Annotated in this window: 12 protein-coding genes; 3 read left to right on the top strand and 9 right to left on the bottom strand. The window is 65.6% G+C overall.

The genetic code is table 11. The features are described 5' to 3' along the window. Positions 1–17: 17 nt before the first annotated feature. From B3T59_RS00940 to lspA, 6 genes are all read right to left on the bottom strand, one after another. Positions 18–1,255 (bottom strand): IS3 family transposase gene (locus B3T59_RS00940; protein WP_287001274.1). Its coding sequence is split into 2 segments (ribosomal slippage): positions 18–970 and positions 970–1,255, totalling 1,239 coding nucleotides; the frame shifts between segments, so codons are not numbered across the junction. Between the two features lie 260 nt (positions 1,256–1,515). Continuing rightward, complete coding sequence (locus B3T59_RS00935; protein WP_287001273.1) at positions 1,516–2,040, bottom strand: class I SAM-dependent methyltransferase; 525 nt, start codon at positions 2,038–2,040, stop codon at positions 1,516–1,518. Between the two features lie 361 nt (positions 2,041–2,401). Next, entirely contained in the window at positions 2,402–3,862 is a 1,461-nt protein-coding gene (locus tag B3T59_RS00930) for an NAD-binding protein (RefSeq protein ID WP_287001272.1), read from the bottom strand. A 22-nt stretch (positions 3,863–3,884) separates the two neighbouring features. After that, positions 3,885–7,430, bottom strand: a complete 3,546-nt coding sequence (dnaE, locus tag B3T59_RS00925) for a DNA polymerase III subunit alpha (RefSeq protein WP_287001271.1) — start codon at positions 7,428–7,430, stop codon at positions 3,885–3,887. Positions 7,431–7,678: 248 nt separating this feature from the next. Next, positions 7,679–8,605: an RluA family pseudouridine synthase gene (locus B3T59_RS00920; protein ID WP_287001270.1), complete on the bottom strand. Its 927-nt coding sequence runs from the start codon at positions 8,603–8,605 to the stop codon at positions 7,679–7,681. Continuing rightward, entirely contained in the window at positions 8,598–9,206 is a 609-nt protein-coding gene (gene lspA, locus B3T59_RS00915) for a signal peptidase II (RefSeq protein ID WP_064863579.1), read from the bottom strand. Before lspA ends, B3T59_RS00920 begins: the two co-directional genes overlap by 8 nt. A gap of 39 nt (positions 9,207–9,245) precedes the next feature. Here lspA and B3T59_RS00910 point away from each other — a divergent pair, with 39 nt between their 5' ends. Next, positions 9,246–10,235, top strand: coding sequence for a hypothetical protein (locus B3T59_RS00910; RefSeq protein ID WP_082933726.1), 990 nt, complete (start codon positions 9,246–9,248; stop codon positions 10,233–10,235). A gap of 88 nt (positions 10,236–10,323) precedes the next feature. Here the strand turns inward: B3T59_RS00910 and B3T59_RS00905 are convergent, their stop codons facing one another. Beyond that, entirely contained in the window at positions 10,324–10,860 is a 537-nt protein-coding gene (locus B3T59_RS00905) for a hypothetical protein (RefSeq protein ID WP_064863580.1), read from the bottom strand. A gap of 277 nt (positions 10,861–11,137) precedes the next feature. On the opposite strand from B3T59_RS00905, the gene B3T59_RS00900 reads away from it, so the two are divergent. Next, a complete protein-coding gene (locus B3T59_RS00900; RefSeq protein WP_064863581.1) occupies positions 11,138–12,088 on the top strand; it encodes an asparaginase in 951 nt (316 codons plus the stop codon). Between the two features lie 18 nt (positions 12,089–12,106). Here the strand turns inward: B3T59_RS00900 and B3T59_RS00895 are convergent, their stop codons facing one another. Together B3T59_RS00895 and B3T59_RS00890 are read right to left on the bottom strand one after the other, a co-directional pair. Next, a complete protein-coding gene (locus tag B3T59_RS00895) occupies positions 12,107–13,522 on the bottom strand; it encodes a DNA polymerase IV (protein ID WP_064863582.1) in 1,416 nt (471 codons plus the stop codon). A gap of 95 nt (positions 13,523–13,617) precedes the next feature. Further along, positions 13,618–14,079, bottom strand: a complete 462-nt coding sequence (locus B3T59_RS00890) for a nitroreductase/quinone reductase family protein (RefSeq protein ID WP_064863583.1) — start codon at positions 14,077–14,079, stop codon at positions 13,618–13,620. 155 nt (positions 14,080–14,234) lie between these two features. On the opposite strand from B3T59_RS00890, the gene B3T59_RS00885 reads away from it, so the two are divergent. Next, positions 14,235–14,945, top strand: a complete 711-nt coding sequence (locus tag B3T59_RS00885; protein ID WP_064863599.1) for a TetR/AcrR family transcriptional regulator — start codon at positions 14,235–14,237, stop codon at positions 14,943–14,945.

The following is a 14,945-nucleotide window of genomic DNA, read 5'->3' as shown; positions in this document are numbered from 1 at the left end:
CGGCCTGGCTTTCGTTCCTATCGTTGGTCTTGTCCGGCAGGGGCCGGATTGGCTGATTCCAGGTCAGAGTAGTACGCCTGCTCGACCTCGATGGGGGTGCGCATGTCGAGCTCGCCGTGGAGGCGGGAGTTGTTCCACCACCAGACCCACTCGAGGGTCGCAAGCTCGACCTGCTCAACGGTCCGCCACGGACCGCGCTGACGGATCAGCTCGGTCTTGTAGAGGTTGTTCACGGCCTCGGCCATCGCGTTATCAAACGAGTCGCCGACCGTTCCGGTCGAGGGAACCGCGCCGAGCTCGACGATCCGGTCGGTGTAGACCATCGCCATGTAGTTCGACCCGTGGTCCGAGTGGTGCGTGAGCCCGGTGAGATCGTCACCGGCGTCCCATGCGGCCATATCGAGCGCCTGCATCGGCAGGATCTCCGCTTTCAGGGTCGCCGCGACGTTCCAGCCGACGATGCGTCGTGAGTAGACATCGGTGACGAACGCGACGTAGGCGAACCCGCCCCAGGTGGCGACGTAGGTGACGTCGCAGACCCAGAGCCGCCGCGGCGCGGGGGCGGTGAACCGGCGGTTCACGAGATCGCTTGGTAGTTCCGCGGTCTTGTCCGGGCGCGTGGTGAACACTCGCTTCGACTTCTTCACGCCTCGGACTCCAGCCAGGCGCATAAGGCGTTCGGTCTGGTCGCGGCCGACCTCCCATCCGTGCCGACGCATCAGCGCATGCATCTTCCTACGCCCGTAGACGCCGTAGTTTTCCGCATGCAACCGGCTGACCTCCGGTACCAGCAGCTCATCTTTCAGCTGCCGCGCCGAGGGCACACGGGCGACAGCGGCGCGGTAGCCGCGGGAGGTGAGGAACCCCTGGACTGCCGGTCGAAGGACGCGGCAGATGAGCTCGACCCCGAAACGCTCTCGATGTTCGTTGATGAACCGGATCATTTCGTCGAGGGGTGGTCGAGCTCCTTCGCGAAAAAGATGCTCGCAGCCTTGAGGATCTCGTTCGCCTTCCGCAGCTCCGAAACCTCCTTCTGCAGCCGCTTGATCTCCGCGGCCGCGTCGGTGGTGAGCCCGGGCTTCACGCCAGCATCGACCTCGTAACGGCGCTGCCACAGACGCAGCGTCTCCGGGCTCATTCCCAGCAGGCCTGCGACGTGCCGGATGGCGCTCATCGTCGTCGGGTGCGACGGTCTCGTCTCCGCGAGCATCCTGAGCGCCCGTTCACGCATCTCCGGCGAATACTTCCTGTTCATGATGATCCATCCTTGCTTGAAGAACGGAACGAAAGCCAGGCCGATTCACCGACCGGGGCACAGGCCGACAACTTCAGGCATTCGGTCGTCACGGCCCAAGATGCCTTCCCCACGTCACACCGCCCTGGACTGAACAGCATTGATGCTGTTGTCCGCCACGAGTTTCCTTCAGCGACGTCGCCTACCCGAAGCTGCGGGGCGAGCCGGACCGCACAGTGAGGCGGTCAGGCGCACCCAGGCAGCGGAGCCATCGAAAACCGCTACCGGACACCCGACTTGCGTGCGACGAGTAACCAGTAGGGAAAGTCGACACTGCCGGCGCGGATCCGCTCCTCGACATGCAGGCCGGCTCGCTGGAGTTCGTCGACAATCGCATCGAACTCCCGGACATGAAACCCGTACTGCGTGAACGGCATCGCTCGCAAAGCATCCGGATCTGCGATGCCGAGAACGGCGCAGCCGTTGCCAGCGAGAATCCGATTGAGCTCACTGAATGCGGCGAACACATCATCGATGAAGTAGATCGTATTTGTGCTGATCAACGCGTCAATCGAAGCGTCCGGAACAGGTAATGCCTCCATCGGCGCGGCAGTCAGTGACAGTCTCCGCGTTTGGACCTCGCGACGGAAGCGTCTCTGTGCGCCGTCGATCATCGTTGTGGAGATCTCGAATCCGTGCACCATGCCCGATTGCCCTACACGATCAAGCAACAACCCTAATCCGACACCACCACCGAACCCGACATCGGCGACTACTTGACCCGCCCGGATTCCAGCAGCCTCCACCGCGGCAGCGATAGGTTCACGATTGCGTCGATTCACTACCCGGCCAACGATTCGACCGCGAATCCCGGCAGGTCGCCCAAGTTGCCGAGAAATACTCACCAATACCTGCTCGCCCACATGCATACCTCGATTGCAGCATCCCAGACCCGGCAACCGCATCAGGGAACTCCCGGAGAGTTCGCCCGGGTGTGACATCGGGAACGACTTACCGGATGAATCACGGAACCAATCCTCTGCTGGCCCCCGACTGCCAATCTCAAACGACTCCACGCCGGTCCTCGACGCCCACGTAAGCCCTATCGACGGGTACACCCGACTGGAGGGGTGTCACCCACAATCTAAACCGTCATGTGATTCACAGTCAGATACACCGTAACCAAGTTACAGATAAGAGCCCCAGGGCAGCCCCGATGAACCACGGCGCCGCCAGTTCGACCGTCGACCGGACGTTCTGGAATCCGAAGCGATGCGCGACGGCCTTACCGAGCGAGTGGTCGTAGACGCGCATGACGACGGGCACCCCAGGTCGTCCGTCGGCGCCGCGGGACCACCGTGCGCCGAGTAGTTCGCGCAGCACGATGCCGCTCTCGATGTTCACCATGTCGTCGTGTGTCAGCACGGCGACGGCCCGAGCCCGCGCAAGTCCGGCGTCGTTCAACGTGCTGCGGAGCGTCGCATCACCGAAGACGACCGGGATGTCGAGTTCTGCTGCCGCAGCGAGGTAACGGTTGTCGTCATTGCGCTCGACCACCGCGACCGGATAACCGAGCGCGACGAGGTCGGTGGCGACACGGATTCCGAATGAGCCGAGACCGACCACGATCACGTGGCCCGACATCTGGCTCGCGCGTCGGCGTCCGGCCGATGTCCCGATACGGCGCGACAGCAGCAGGTCGGCAACGAACGCCATCAGGATCGCCGTCGTGGTGATGCCCGCGAACATCAACGCGATCGCGAAGAGACGCAGCCACGTCGGCTGACCGACGAAGCTGAAGTCGCCGTAGCCGACGGTCGCGATTGTCTCGGTGGAGAAGTAGAGGGCGTCGACGAAGCTCATTCCTGGCCGGTGGTAGGTGAAGCGCAGAAGGACCGTGGCGCCCAGCAACAGGGCGAACGAGACACCGAGTGCACGGAACAGGTTGGGATTCACGTCGTCTCGGAACGCCCGGAGTCCGCCGAGCAGACGCATCGAGACGGGGCGGTTGCGTCGACGGTGCACACGCTCGGGATCGCCGTTGACAGCGATGCTCTGGTGCGCCAACTCGTCGGCGGTGCCGATCATCGCGACCCAGTCGCCCGCTCTCACAGCGAGATCGCGCCCGGGCGAGGGAACCACCTCCCCCTCGTCAGGGCTGTGCTCACCGCGCAGCACGGCGACTGGAGCGAGGTCGCCGTAGAGTTCGCGCAACGTGGCGTCGCGGGACGCGTAGTCGCCCGCGACGAGGAAGTCGTTGCCCGCCACCGGAATCGGGTGCGTGGTGCGGCCGAGACACGCCTCGACCACCGACGGACCCGCGAGCTCGGCGACGTCGAGCACCGCCCCCGGGCCGTTGCCGAGAGCGACAGCGTCGCGCAGGACGCCGCTCGACAGGTTGGTCACGACGCGCACCTCGGCGCTGAGTTGGCGTGTCAGAAGGGCGATCTCGAGGTTGAGCGCGTCGTCGGAACCGGCGCAGACGACGGCCGCGGCGGTCTCGACGCCGACGTCCGACAGTTCTGCCGGATCGTGCAGCGACACGATCGTCGCTCCCGCGAGCCGTAGTTCTTCGGTGATGCGCTCGGTGAGGGCGTCATCGCCGTGCACGATGATGTGGCCGGGCATTGATGGAGCGTACCCGCGTTGGTCAGCCCAGGCAGGTCGGCCCGAGTAGCGCCTTGAGATCGCCCATCAGGGCCGAACTGGGCGTGACACGCAACGACTCGGTCAGCTTCAGCACTGTCGAGCGCTCATCACTGACCAGCGTCACGTGCACGTCGGCCGGACCCGGATGTCGGGTGAGCACCTGCTTGAGTGCCTGTACGCGGTCGGGCGTGCAGGCGCGAGCCGCAAGTGTCAGCGCGACCGGTTTGGTGGCCCCCGCGGCATTGAGATCGGGTACGGCGAGGTCGTTGGCGCTGATCATCATCGAGTCGTCGCGCATGTTGACGCGCGCCTTCACCAACACGATGTTGTCGGCGACGATGTCCATCCCGTAGGTCTGGAACGCACGCGGGAAGAAGTAGACCTCGACGCCACCGGCCATGTCCTCGAGTGTGACGGCCGCCCACGGCTCGCCCTTCTTGTTCACCCTGCGGGTCACCGACGAGATGATGCCGCCGATGGTGATCTGCGCACCGTCGGAGATGTTGCCCTCGAGCAACTGCGTGATCGAGGTGTCGGTCTGGGCGGCGATCGCGTGTTCGACGCCGCTGAGCGGATGCCCGGACACGTAGAGCCCCAACATCTCTCGTTCGAGTGCGAGCTTGTGTTTGGAATCCCACTCCTGGTCGGGCACCTTGACCGCGAACACCTCGGCCATGGTGTCGTCGGCTCCGCCGCCCGCGTCGCCGAAGAGGTCGAATTGTCCGATCGCTTCGGCCTTCTTGGTGCCGATGACCGACTCGACCGCCTCGACGTGGATCAGGAACAGACCCTTGCGCGGATGGTCGAGCGAATCGAATGCGCCCGCCTTCACCAGCGACTCGGTGACCTTCTTGTTGCACGCCGTGACATCGATCTTGTTGAGGTAGTCGGAGAAACTGGTGAACTTCCCCTTCTCGTCGCGCGCGGCGAGGATCGACGACACGACGCCCGAGCCGACATTGCGAATCGCGGCGAGACCGAAGCGGATGTCCGTTCCGACTGCGGCGAAGTTGTGCTGCGACTCGTTGACGTCCGGAGGGAGCACCGTGATGCCCAGTTTCCGGCAGTCGGCGAGATAGATGGCCGCCTTGTCTTTGTCGTCGCCGACGGAGGTGAGCAGGCCGGCCATGTACTCGGCTGGGTAGTTCGCCTTGAGGTAGGCGGTCCAGAAGGAGACCAGACCGTAGCCCGCCGCGTGCGACTTGTTGAACGCGTAGCCGGCGAAGGGCAACACCGTGTCCCACAGGGCGGTGATGGCAGCCTGGGAGAAGCCGTTGTTGCGCATCCCCTCTGCGAAGCCGTCGTAGGCCTCGTCGAGGATCTCCTTCTTCTTCTTGCCCATCGCGCGGCGCAGCAGGTCTGCTTGCCCGAGCGAATAGCCCGCGACCTTCTGAGCGATCTGCATGATCTGCTCTTGGTAGACGATCAGACCGTAGGTCTCGGCGAGGATTTCCTTGAGGGGCTCTTCGAGTTCGGGATGGATCGGCTTGATCTGCTGCAGCCCGTTTTTACGCTTGGCGTAGTCGGTGTGCGCGTTCACGCCCATCGGTCCCGGGCGATACAGCGCGAGCACGGCGACGATGTCTTCGAAGCCGGTGGGCTGCATCATCTTCAGCAGTTCGCGCATCGCCGCGCCGTCGAGCTGGAACACACCGAGGGTGTCGCCCTTGGCCAGCAGCTCGTAGGTCTTGGTGTCTTCGAGCGGCAGGGTGTCGAGGTCGAGATCGATGCCTCGGTTGAGCTTGATGTTCTCGAGCGCGTCGCCGATGACGGTCAGGTTGCGCAGACCGAGGAAGTCCATCTTCAACAGACCGATGGCCTCACACGACGGGTAGTCCCAGCCGGTGATGATCGCGCCGTCCTGTGCGCGCTTCCACACCGGGATCGCATCGGTGAGTGGCTCGGAGGACATGATCACCGCGCACGCGTGGACGCCCGCGTTACGGATCAGGCCTTCGAGGCCGATCGCGGTGTCGTAGATCTTCTTGACGTCGGGATCGGTCTCGATGAGGGTGCGGACCTCGGTGGCCTCGCCGAACCTCTCATGTTCGGGGTTCGTGATACCCCAGACCGGGATGTCCTTGGCCATGATCGGCGGCGGCAACGCCTTGGTGATCTTGTCGGCGATGGCAAAGCCGGGCTGGCCGAACTGAACTCGCGCGGAGTCCTTGATCGCGGCCTTGGTCTTGATGGTGCCGAAGGTGATGACCTGGGCGACCTTGTCGCTGCCCCACCGGTCGGTGGCGTAGCGGACCATCTCGCCGCGGCGACGGTCGTCGAAGTCGATGTCGATATCGGGCATCGACACACGCTCGGGGTTGAGGAATCGCTCGAACAGCAGTCCGTGCGGGATCGGGTCGATGTTGGTGATGCCGAGCGCCCACGCGACCAGCGAGCCCGCCGCGGAACCACGACCGGGGCCGACGCGGATACCCACCTCGTGGGCATGACGGATGAGGTCGCCGACCACGAGAAAGTAGGCGGGGAAACCCATCTGGATGATGACGTCGAGTTCGTAGTTGGCGCGACGCAGGTAATCCTCCGGCACCTCGACGCCGGGGAAACGACGCTCGGCGAGACCGTTGGCCACTTCCTTGCGCAGCCACGTCTGCTGCGATTCGCCGTCGGGGACGGGGAAGATCGGCATGCGGTCGCGGTGGGTGAAGACGTCGGCGTAGGACTGCACCCGCTCGCCGATCTCGAGGGTGTTGTCGCAGGCGCCGGGGATGACCGAATCCCACTGGGCGCGCATCTCGTCGGCGGACTTCAGGTAGTAGCCGTCGCCGTCGAACTTGAATCGTGTCGGGTCGGTCAGCGTCTTACCGGTCTGCACACACAGCAGCGCCTCGTGGCTCGCGGCGTGGTCTTTGGTGACGTAGTGGCAGTCGTTGGTGACGATCGGCTTGATGCCGAGCTTGCGGCCGATGTCGAGCAGACCGTCGCGGACCCGGCGCTCGATCTCGAGTCCGTGCTCCATCAACTCGAGGTAGAAGTTCTCCTTACCGAAGATCTCCTGCCATTTGGCGGCCGCTTCAAGGGCTTCGCGGTCATGACCGAGACGCAGACGGGTCTGGACCTCTCCGGACGGGCACCCCGTGGTGGCGATGATGCCCTCGGCGTGTTCGGCGATGAGGTCGGCGTCCATGCGGGCCCACTTGCCGAGTTGGCCTTCGATGGACGCCAGCGACGACAGCTTGAACAGGTTGCGGAGACCGGTCGCGTTCTCGGCGACCATCGTCATGTGGGTGTAGGCGCCCGAGCCCGAGACGTCGTCGCCCTTCTGGTCGCGCGTACCCCACTGGATGCGTTTGGTGTTGAACCGCGACTCCGGTGCGATGTATGCCTCGATGCCGATGATCGGCTTGATCTCGTTCTTGATCGCGGTGTTGTAGAACTCACTCGCACCGAACATGTTGCCGTGGTCGGTCATGCCGATCGCGGTCATGCCCAGGCGTTTGGCCTCCGCGAACAGGGGCGACACCTTTGCTGCACCGTCGAGCATCGAGTACTCGGTGTGGTTGTGCAGGTGGACAAACGAACCGGCCACGGATGCCTCTCACCTCGAAGGAACGTCCCGGACAGGACGTCACTGAATGTGCGTGTTGCTGAGTACGTGTGTTGCTGTGCGTGATGCTCAGTGTGTTGCTGTGTGCGCGTTGATCGATCCCGACCACTGATCGACCTCAACCACTGTAGGACTCCCCTCTGACACTCACGAACATGCCGCGCCAGGCCGTGACAGATGAGGCGAGGATCCCGGAGTGTCGCCCGCGGCGTGTCGGCGCGGGCGCGCACTCACGTGTCGCGCAGGACGTCCAGAGCGTGCTGCAGGTCGGCCGGATAGGGGCTGACGAACTCCACCCAACGCCCGTCGGCAGGATGGGCGAACCCGAGCGACCGAGCATGCAGCCACTGGCGCTCGAGCCCGAGTCGCGACGCCAACACCGGATCGGCTCCGTAGGTCAGGTCACCGCAGCACGGGTGGTGCAGAGCGGAGAAGTGCACGCGAATCTGGTGCGTCCGTCCCGTTTCGAGGTGGATGTCGAGCAGCGACGCCGCGGCGAACATCTCCAGCGTGTCGTAGTGGGTGATGCTCGGCTTGCCGTTCGCGGTCACCGCGAATTTCCAGTCGGCTCCCCGATGACGGCCGATCGCCGCGTCGATGGTTCCGGTCGGCGGATCGAGGTGACCCTGCACCAGCGCGTGATAGCCCTTGTCGACCTCGCGGTCGCGGAACGCGCGCTTGAGCAACGTGTATCCGTGCTCCGACGCCGCGACCACCATCAACCCCGACGTTCCGACGTCGAGACGCGACACGATGCCCTGCCGTTCGGCCGCGCCCGAGGTCGAGATCCGGAATCCCGCGGCGTCCAACGCGCCCACCACGGTCGGCCCGCTCCATCCCAGCGACGGATGGGCCGCGACGCCAACGGGCTTGTCGACGACGATGATGTCGGAGTCGTGGTAGATCACCGAGAGGTCTTCGACCGGCGTCGGCTCGACCCGCAACGGCTCGTCCGGCTCGGGAAGCAATACGTCGAGCCAACTCCCCGCTGCGAGCTTGTGCGACTTGCCGACCGCGACGCCGTCGACGGTCACATCACCCGCATCGGCGAGAGTGGCCACGACGGTTCGCGAGAGGCCGAGGATGCGGGACACCCCGGCATCGAGGCGCATGCCCGCGATCCCGTCGGGAACCGGCATGGAACGCGATTCACGCATTCTCGGCCTCGACTTTCGCGGCGCGCCGAGCGGCAAAGCCCGACCGCGAGCCGTCGTAGTCGTATCCGAGCAGCGACAGCACGACGAGTAGCACGGCACCGCACACAACCGCCGAGTCGGCGACGTTGAACACGGGCCACCAGCCGACCGAGATGAAGTCGACGACGTGTCCGCGCAGCGGTGCGGGGTCACGGAAGATCCGATCGATCAGGTTGCCGATGGCACCGCCGAGGACCAGCCCGAGACCGAGGACCCACCACCCCGAGCGGAGTTTGCGGCTGAACCGGAAGATGACCACCACGACCGCGAGGGCGATCAGCGTCAATACCCAGGTGTAGCCGGACGCCATCGAGAATGCCGCGCCGCTGTTGCGCACGAGCCGCAGCGTGACGGCATCACCGATGATGTGCACCGGGCGCTCCGGGTCGAGTAGCGCGACGACCAGCGACTTGGTGATCACGTCGAGCGCGATCACCGCCAACGCGATGCCCGCGAGCAATACCAGCACCGAGGTCGAGCTGCGCAGCATCCCACTGCGGTCGTTCTCGCTGGTTTCCCGGTCGTCGGAGAGGTCGTGCGTCTGGTCGGGTCGGTCATCCACCCCACCATCATCCCTGACACGTGCAATACGCTGACTGGCGTGTCCGATCCGACCCGTCGAACTGTCCATGAACCACCCCCTCGACGCCGCTCGGTTCGCCGCCGGGTCACGCTCGGATCGACCGCAGCGGCACTGGCGAGTGTGCTCCTCGTGTCGGGATGCGGCAGCGACTCGGAGTCGGATGCCGGATCGGGGCAGCCGTCCGGAGCCCAAGCGGGCTGCACGACCACCTCGACCTCCGGGCAACGCGACGCCAACCTGATCCCGATCCCACCCGCGGCGGTCACTGTCACATCCACCGGAAACCAGCCACACCGCGTGGTCGGCAGCGCCCCGAACCGCGCAACGCCACAACATTCGACGTTGTCGACGACGTCGTCTGTCACAGCGGCCGACGGCACGACCGAGCAGACCGTCGACATCCCGATCACCGCGTCGTTCCATTGCACCGACAACACCGATCTCGAGATGACACTGGGCGCGTCGACCTCGCCCGACCCGACGTTGAACGACCAACTGAAGGCGACCAAGGACGCGAAGGCGGGTGTGGCGCTCGGACCGGGCGCCGCTCCGGTCTCGCTGCGACTGATCCCGACGAAGGATTCGGGTTCGGAGGCGAGAAGTGCCATCGAGCAGTCGCTGGTTCAGGCGTTCCAGAACTCGATTCCTCTGCCCACCGAGCCGATCGGGGTGGGTGCGACGTGGCGAACCGAGCGGACCATCACGGCCGCCACAACGCTGACCCAGACGATCACCGCGACACTCAAGGCGTGGGACGGCAACCGCGTGACCATCGACTTCACCACCGAAGAATCACCGGTCAACTCGGTGTATGCGATTCCCGGCTCCGACACCACGCTGACCATCTCCCGCTACTCCTACACCGGTTCGGGAACCCTTGTCTCCGACGTGACGCGCGGTCTGCCGATCAGCGGCTCGGGCACGTACACGGGTGCGCGTGAACTTGTCGGAGCCGACCCTGCCAATCCACTGCTCCAGAAGATCGGCTTCTCCTACTCCTGGAAGTAGAGAGCTCCCTCACACACACGAGAGCCCCTGTCCCGCGCGGGACAGGGGCTCTCGTTGTGGTGCATGCGCGCTCAGGCGTGCACTTGAGTCACTTGGTGCACATGGCGCTCTTGATGTTGTTGCCGGACAGGATCGGGCACACCGAGTCGCTGGCGAGCTTCCACCGTCCGCCGTCGTACACGATCTGGGCGTCGAGCTTGGTCGGCGGGTTGTCGGGGAGCTTCACCTGAACCTTCACGGTTGCCTTGTTCGGGCCGGCCGGGATCACGGGCGGGAAGATCTGGTAGGTGACGTCCTTGTTGTCCTCACGCGCCTTGACCAGCTTGTCGAAGAGCTGGGGATCCTTCTCGGAACCCTGCACGAGATCGGTCTTCTCCGAGTTGGGCACATTGGGGTCGAGCGCCTTGTTCAACATCGCGTTCAGCGTGGCGACACTCGGGCGGACGTTGGGGTTGGTGACCCCGGCGTCGGCACCCGACGCGGCGGCCTCGGACGTCGCGGCAGCACTGGTCGTCGCAGCGACCGTGGGGACGTCGTCGGAATCGTCGCTGCTGCTGCATGCCGCGAGGGACGTGGCAACTGCCACGGTCATGACGGCGGCACCTACGAATTTAGGGAACTTCAAGGATCTTCCTCACATTTCAACGTCGGCGATGATCGTGTTCGGCGGTGACGGGCGCGGTCGTCCGCGGTTCACAGCGACCGTCACTCCGGTCACCGCGTCCACCCCCGTGGCCACAAACTCACACCACTATGCCAAACACATCGACTCCACCCAACGACACGTACCCGCCGAGATCGTGCGTGACAACGATCGTCGGTGAGCATTACGGTGTCGCACGAGCAGTGCCGACGAGTGCAACGGTTGACGTCCGACATCGGTTCCGGGGACGCTGTCTGGCATGACGCAACCCCGAATCGCGCTCATCACCACGGGCGGAACGGTAGCTGCTCGCCAGAGCGCGGACGGGGCGATTCCGGTGCTGACCGCGTCCGAACTCCTCGCCGACGCGCCGACGCCCGACGCTCTCACTCCACTCATCGAGTCCGTCGACCTCATGTCGGTCGACAGTTCGGCGATCACGGTGACCCAACAGGCGCAGGTGGTGCGCGCGGTCAAGGCCGCACTCGACGACGGTGACGTGACCGGGGTCGTCGTCACCCACGGCACCGACACGATGGAGGAGACAGCGTTCTTGGCCGACCTCGTCTCCGACGATCCCCGGCCCGTCGTGTTCACCGGGGCGCAATACCCCGCCGACGCCCCCGACGCCGACGGACCCGCGAACATCGCTGCGGCCATCGAGGTGGCGGCCGATCCGGCTAGCCGTGGCCGCGGCGTAGTGCTGGCATTGGGCGGACGCGTGCTGCCCGTTCGGGGAGCGTTCAAAGTGTCGACCACCGCGACCGAGGCCTTCGACACCGTGCACGACGCACTGCCGCGCCCCCTGGTCGGCGACCCGATGCCCGAACGTCTCGCCCGCGTGGACACCTACGCGTTGTACCCCGGCGTCGCCGCGGGAATCATCGCCGCGGCCGTCGCACAGCGTGCGTCGGGAATCGTGCTCGCGGCAACGGGTTCGGGCAACACGCATCCCGACATCACCGCCGAGGTTGTCGCCGCGCGACGCGCGGGGGTCGCCGTCGTCGTCACGACCCGTGTGCCGTACGGCCCGGTGGTCGCGACCTATGGCGGCGGTGGCGGAGCCGTCGACCTCGAACGCGCAGGCGCCGTGGTGTCCCGGTGGTTGCGTGCGCCACAGGCGCGCATGGCACTGATCGCGCTGCTGTCGACGGGACATGACGCCGACGACGTCGCCGACTTCTTCCGCCGTTCCGAGCCCGCCACCTGATCGTCGTGGCCTGAGGGCTCAGCGCGGTACATCGGGCCACGCGAGACTGTCGAGCGGGTCGCCGCGTCGCAACGCGCCATCGTCGGCTGCGAACGTGCGCGCGACGCCGGGTCCTGTTGCCCGCGTTTCGAATCGCACGGTCACCACACCGTGTCCGCTCCCCTGCACCCAGCCGTGCCCGAACTCGGGATGCACCACGTCGACGCCTGTCGTCGCCCAGCTCCCGCTGTCGGAGAGGGCCGATTCGGCACCGCTGTCGGAGACGGCAGAGTGGGTGGTTTCGAATCCGTCCGAGGGTGCAGCCGTGTCGACGGACACCACTGCTTCGAGATCTGGGGCGTCGAGATCTGGGGGCATCCGTGCGATGTCGGCGATTGGTGCAATATCGCCGTCGCCGAAGAGCACGTACTGCTCGACGGTCGACAGACCTGAGAAGCCCACTCCGACAAGGCGTATCGGGCCGACGGTCTGTGGGTCCAGAGCGAGTCGTCGGGCCATCGATGTGAGGGTGTCGAGATCGGTCGTCGCGGCGGGCAGCGTCGACGATCGGGTCAGGATCGACATATCCGAACGCTTGAGTTTCAGCACGACGGTGCGCGCACCGCGTCCGTCGGAAAGCAGTCGACGGTGCGCGTCGGCCGCCGACTTGTCGATTGCGGGTCGCAGGCCTGCGAGGTCGACGATGTCGCGCGCGAAGGTCGATTCGGCGCTGATCTGTTTGGCCGCTGCGCGCTCGGTGACGGGCCGGTCGTCGTGTCCACGCGCGAGCAGATGCAGTGCTGGTCCGACGCTGGAGCCGAGCACCGACGCTACTTCGAGGTCGGACATCGCGGCAAGGTCGCCGATCGTGTCAATACCCAGGCGCGCCAACCGTTCTCCGGAGACGGGCCCGATTCCCCAGAGTTTGCGTACCGGCAGTGCGTGGAGGAAGTCGAGTTCTCTGCTCGGCGGAATGACCATGACCCCATCGGGTTTGGCCATTCCCGAGGCGATCTTCGCGATCTGCTTACCGCTGCCGACACCGACGGAAGCCGCCAACCCGACGCCGTCGAAGATGCGCCTACGGATCTCTTGCGCGAACGCCTCGGCGTCGGCGGCGGAGGCACCGACGAGATCGACGGGTTCGCCGAAAGCCTCGTCGAAGGACAGCATCTCGATGACCGGCACCGCGTCACGCACGATCCCGAAGATCTTGCTGCTCACCACGCGGTACACCGAGCCGCGCGGTGGCAGTACCACCGCCGACGCTCCGACGAGGCGTCGTGCCTGATGCATCGGCATCGCCGAATGCGCACCGAATCGACGTGCGGCGTAGCTGGCGCCCGCGACGACACCGCGGCCCCCGGTGCCACCGACGAGCACCGGGCGTCCCGCGAGGGTCGGTCTCGTCAACTGCTCCACCGAGGCGAAGAAGGCATCCATGTCCAGATGCATCACCCACCGGGTGCTGCGTTCCCCGTCTGAGGACGAACCGGACACTGCTGACACACATCAAGACTAGGCAGGCCGATTCACGTCACGTCAGGGACTTACCCGGTGGTCGCCCTGCCGACGGCGAAAACCGGGATCGACGCCGCGTGTGTGTGCAGTTCGTCGTCGGATGGGTCGGTGGTCATGCCGTCGGGTAGGAATCGGCCGACCTCCCATCCCCATCGCTTCAGGTACGCGCGGATGATCGGACCGCGGTGGGCGACATCGACCTCGCTGAGCGTGACCCTTCGATCGTTGCGACCACGACGCAGGTGCGCGGTCCGCGCGGCTCGGGCATTGCGCACCCACTGGGTGTTGCCGCGTACCGCCACGAGGTACTCGCGACCGTCGAGCGCGATGGGATTCACCGGAATGCTCTGTGGTGCACCAGACTTTCGTCCGACGACGGTCAGCGTCTGTGCACCGGCGAGGTTGACCCCACGGTCGGCGAGCCAGCGAACGACGGAATTGAAGACGCGGTCCGAGCGGCCGGGCGTGACGTGGTGTTGCGTTGATTGCATGACGGTTACTCCTCGACGTTGTATGTGAAGCAGTGCATGGGAAGGCATTGCGAGTGAAAACCTTGCCCGAACCGAGAGCACCGCTCTCCATTGAGCATGCGCTCTTCGCCGAGGAAGTGCAAGAGCACCGCTCTCTGATCTGGCAGACTGGCCTCATGGCAACGGGAAAGACGCGCGCTGACAATCGCGCGGCGATGGAGGCCGAGATCCTGCGGCTCGGCCGCGAGCACCTGCGCACGCAGGGCGCTGCCGGGCTTTCGCTACGGGCGATCGCTCGCGACCTCGGCGTCGTCTCGTCGGCCGTCTACCGCTACGTACCCAGCCGCGACGACTTGTTGACCCTGCTTCTGGTGGAGGGCTACAACGACGTCGCCGACACCGTCGACGCCGCCGCTGACGCTGACAGCCCGGACGGCGTCAGCGACTCGCGGAAGCGCTTGCGGCGCATGGCCGTTGCGATGCGCGCCTGGGCACTCACCGATCCCGCGCGATGGGCGCTGCTGTACGGCAGTCCGGTGCCCGGGTACTCGGCACCGGCCGAGCGTACGACGGTCCCCGGAACGCGCGTGGTCGGCCGACTCGTCGTCGAGTTGGCGGCAGCCCACCGCGATGGCGCACTGCGCGCGCAGCTGCCATCGATCTCGCCGGCGGTCGCCGCCGACATGCGCCAGATCCTCGACGAGTTCGGCGTCGACATGCCCGCAGAGGTGGTCGCCGCGGCGACCACCCTATGGGCAACCATCATCGGCGGGATCAGCCTCGAGGTCTTCGGACAGTACGGCGCCGACACCTTCACACATCCCGACGCGCTGTTCACCACGCAGGTCGACGCCGTCCTGTCACTGCTCTTCGACGACCAATGTTGA

It is taken from the genome of Gordonia sp. UBA7860, assembly GCF_002500165.1.
Lineage (GTDB): Bacteria > Actinomycetota > Actinomycetes > Mycobacteriales > Mycobacteriaceae > Gordonia > Gordonia sputi.
The sequence above is the reverse complement of the archived record's forward strand: the minus strand, read 5'-3'. Positions and strand labels throughout refer to the sequence as shown.

Bases quoted from the DNA above. Each gene is read 5' to 3' on its own strand.
- B3T59_RS00930 (WP_287001272.1), bottom strand. From the start codon at position 3,862: ATGCCCGGCCACATCATCGTGCACGGCGATGACGCCCTCACCGAGCGC.
- B3T59_RS00920 (WP_287001270.1), bottom strand. From the start codon at position 8,605: ATGCGTGAATCGCGTTCCATGCCGGTTCCCGACGGGATCGCGGGCATG.
- B3T59_RS00900 (WP_064863581.1), top strand. From the start codon at position 11,138: ATGACGCAACCCCGAATCGCGCTCATCACCACGGGCGGAACGGTAGCT.
- B3T59_RS00895 (WP_064863582.1), bottom strand. From the start codon at position 13,522: ATGCATCTGGACATGGATGCCTTCTTCGCCTCGGTGGAGCAGTTGACG.
- B3T59_RS00890 (WP_064863583.1), bottom strand. From the start codon at position 14,079: ATGCAATCAACGCAACACCACGTCACGCCCGGCCGCTCGGACCGCGTC.
- B3T59_RS00885 (WP_064863599.1), top strand. From the start codon at position 14,235: ATGGCAACGGGAAAGACGCGCGCTGACAATCGCGCGGCGATGGAGGCC.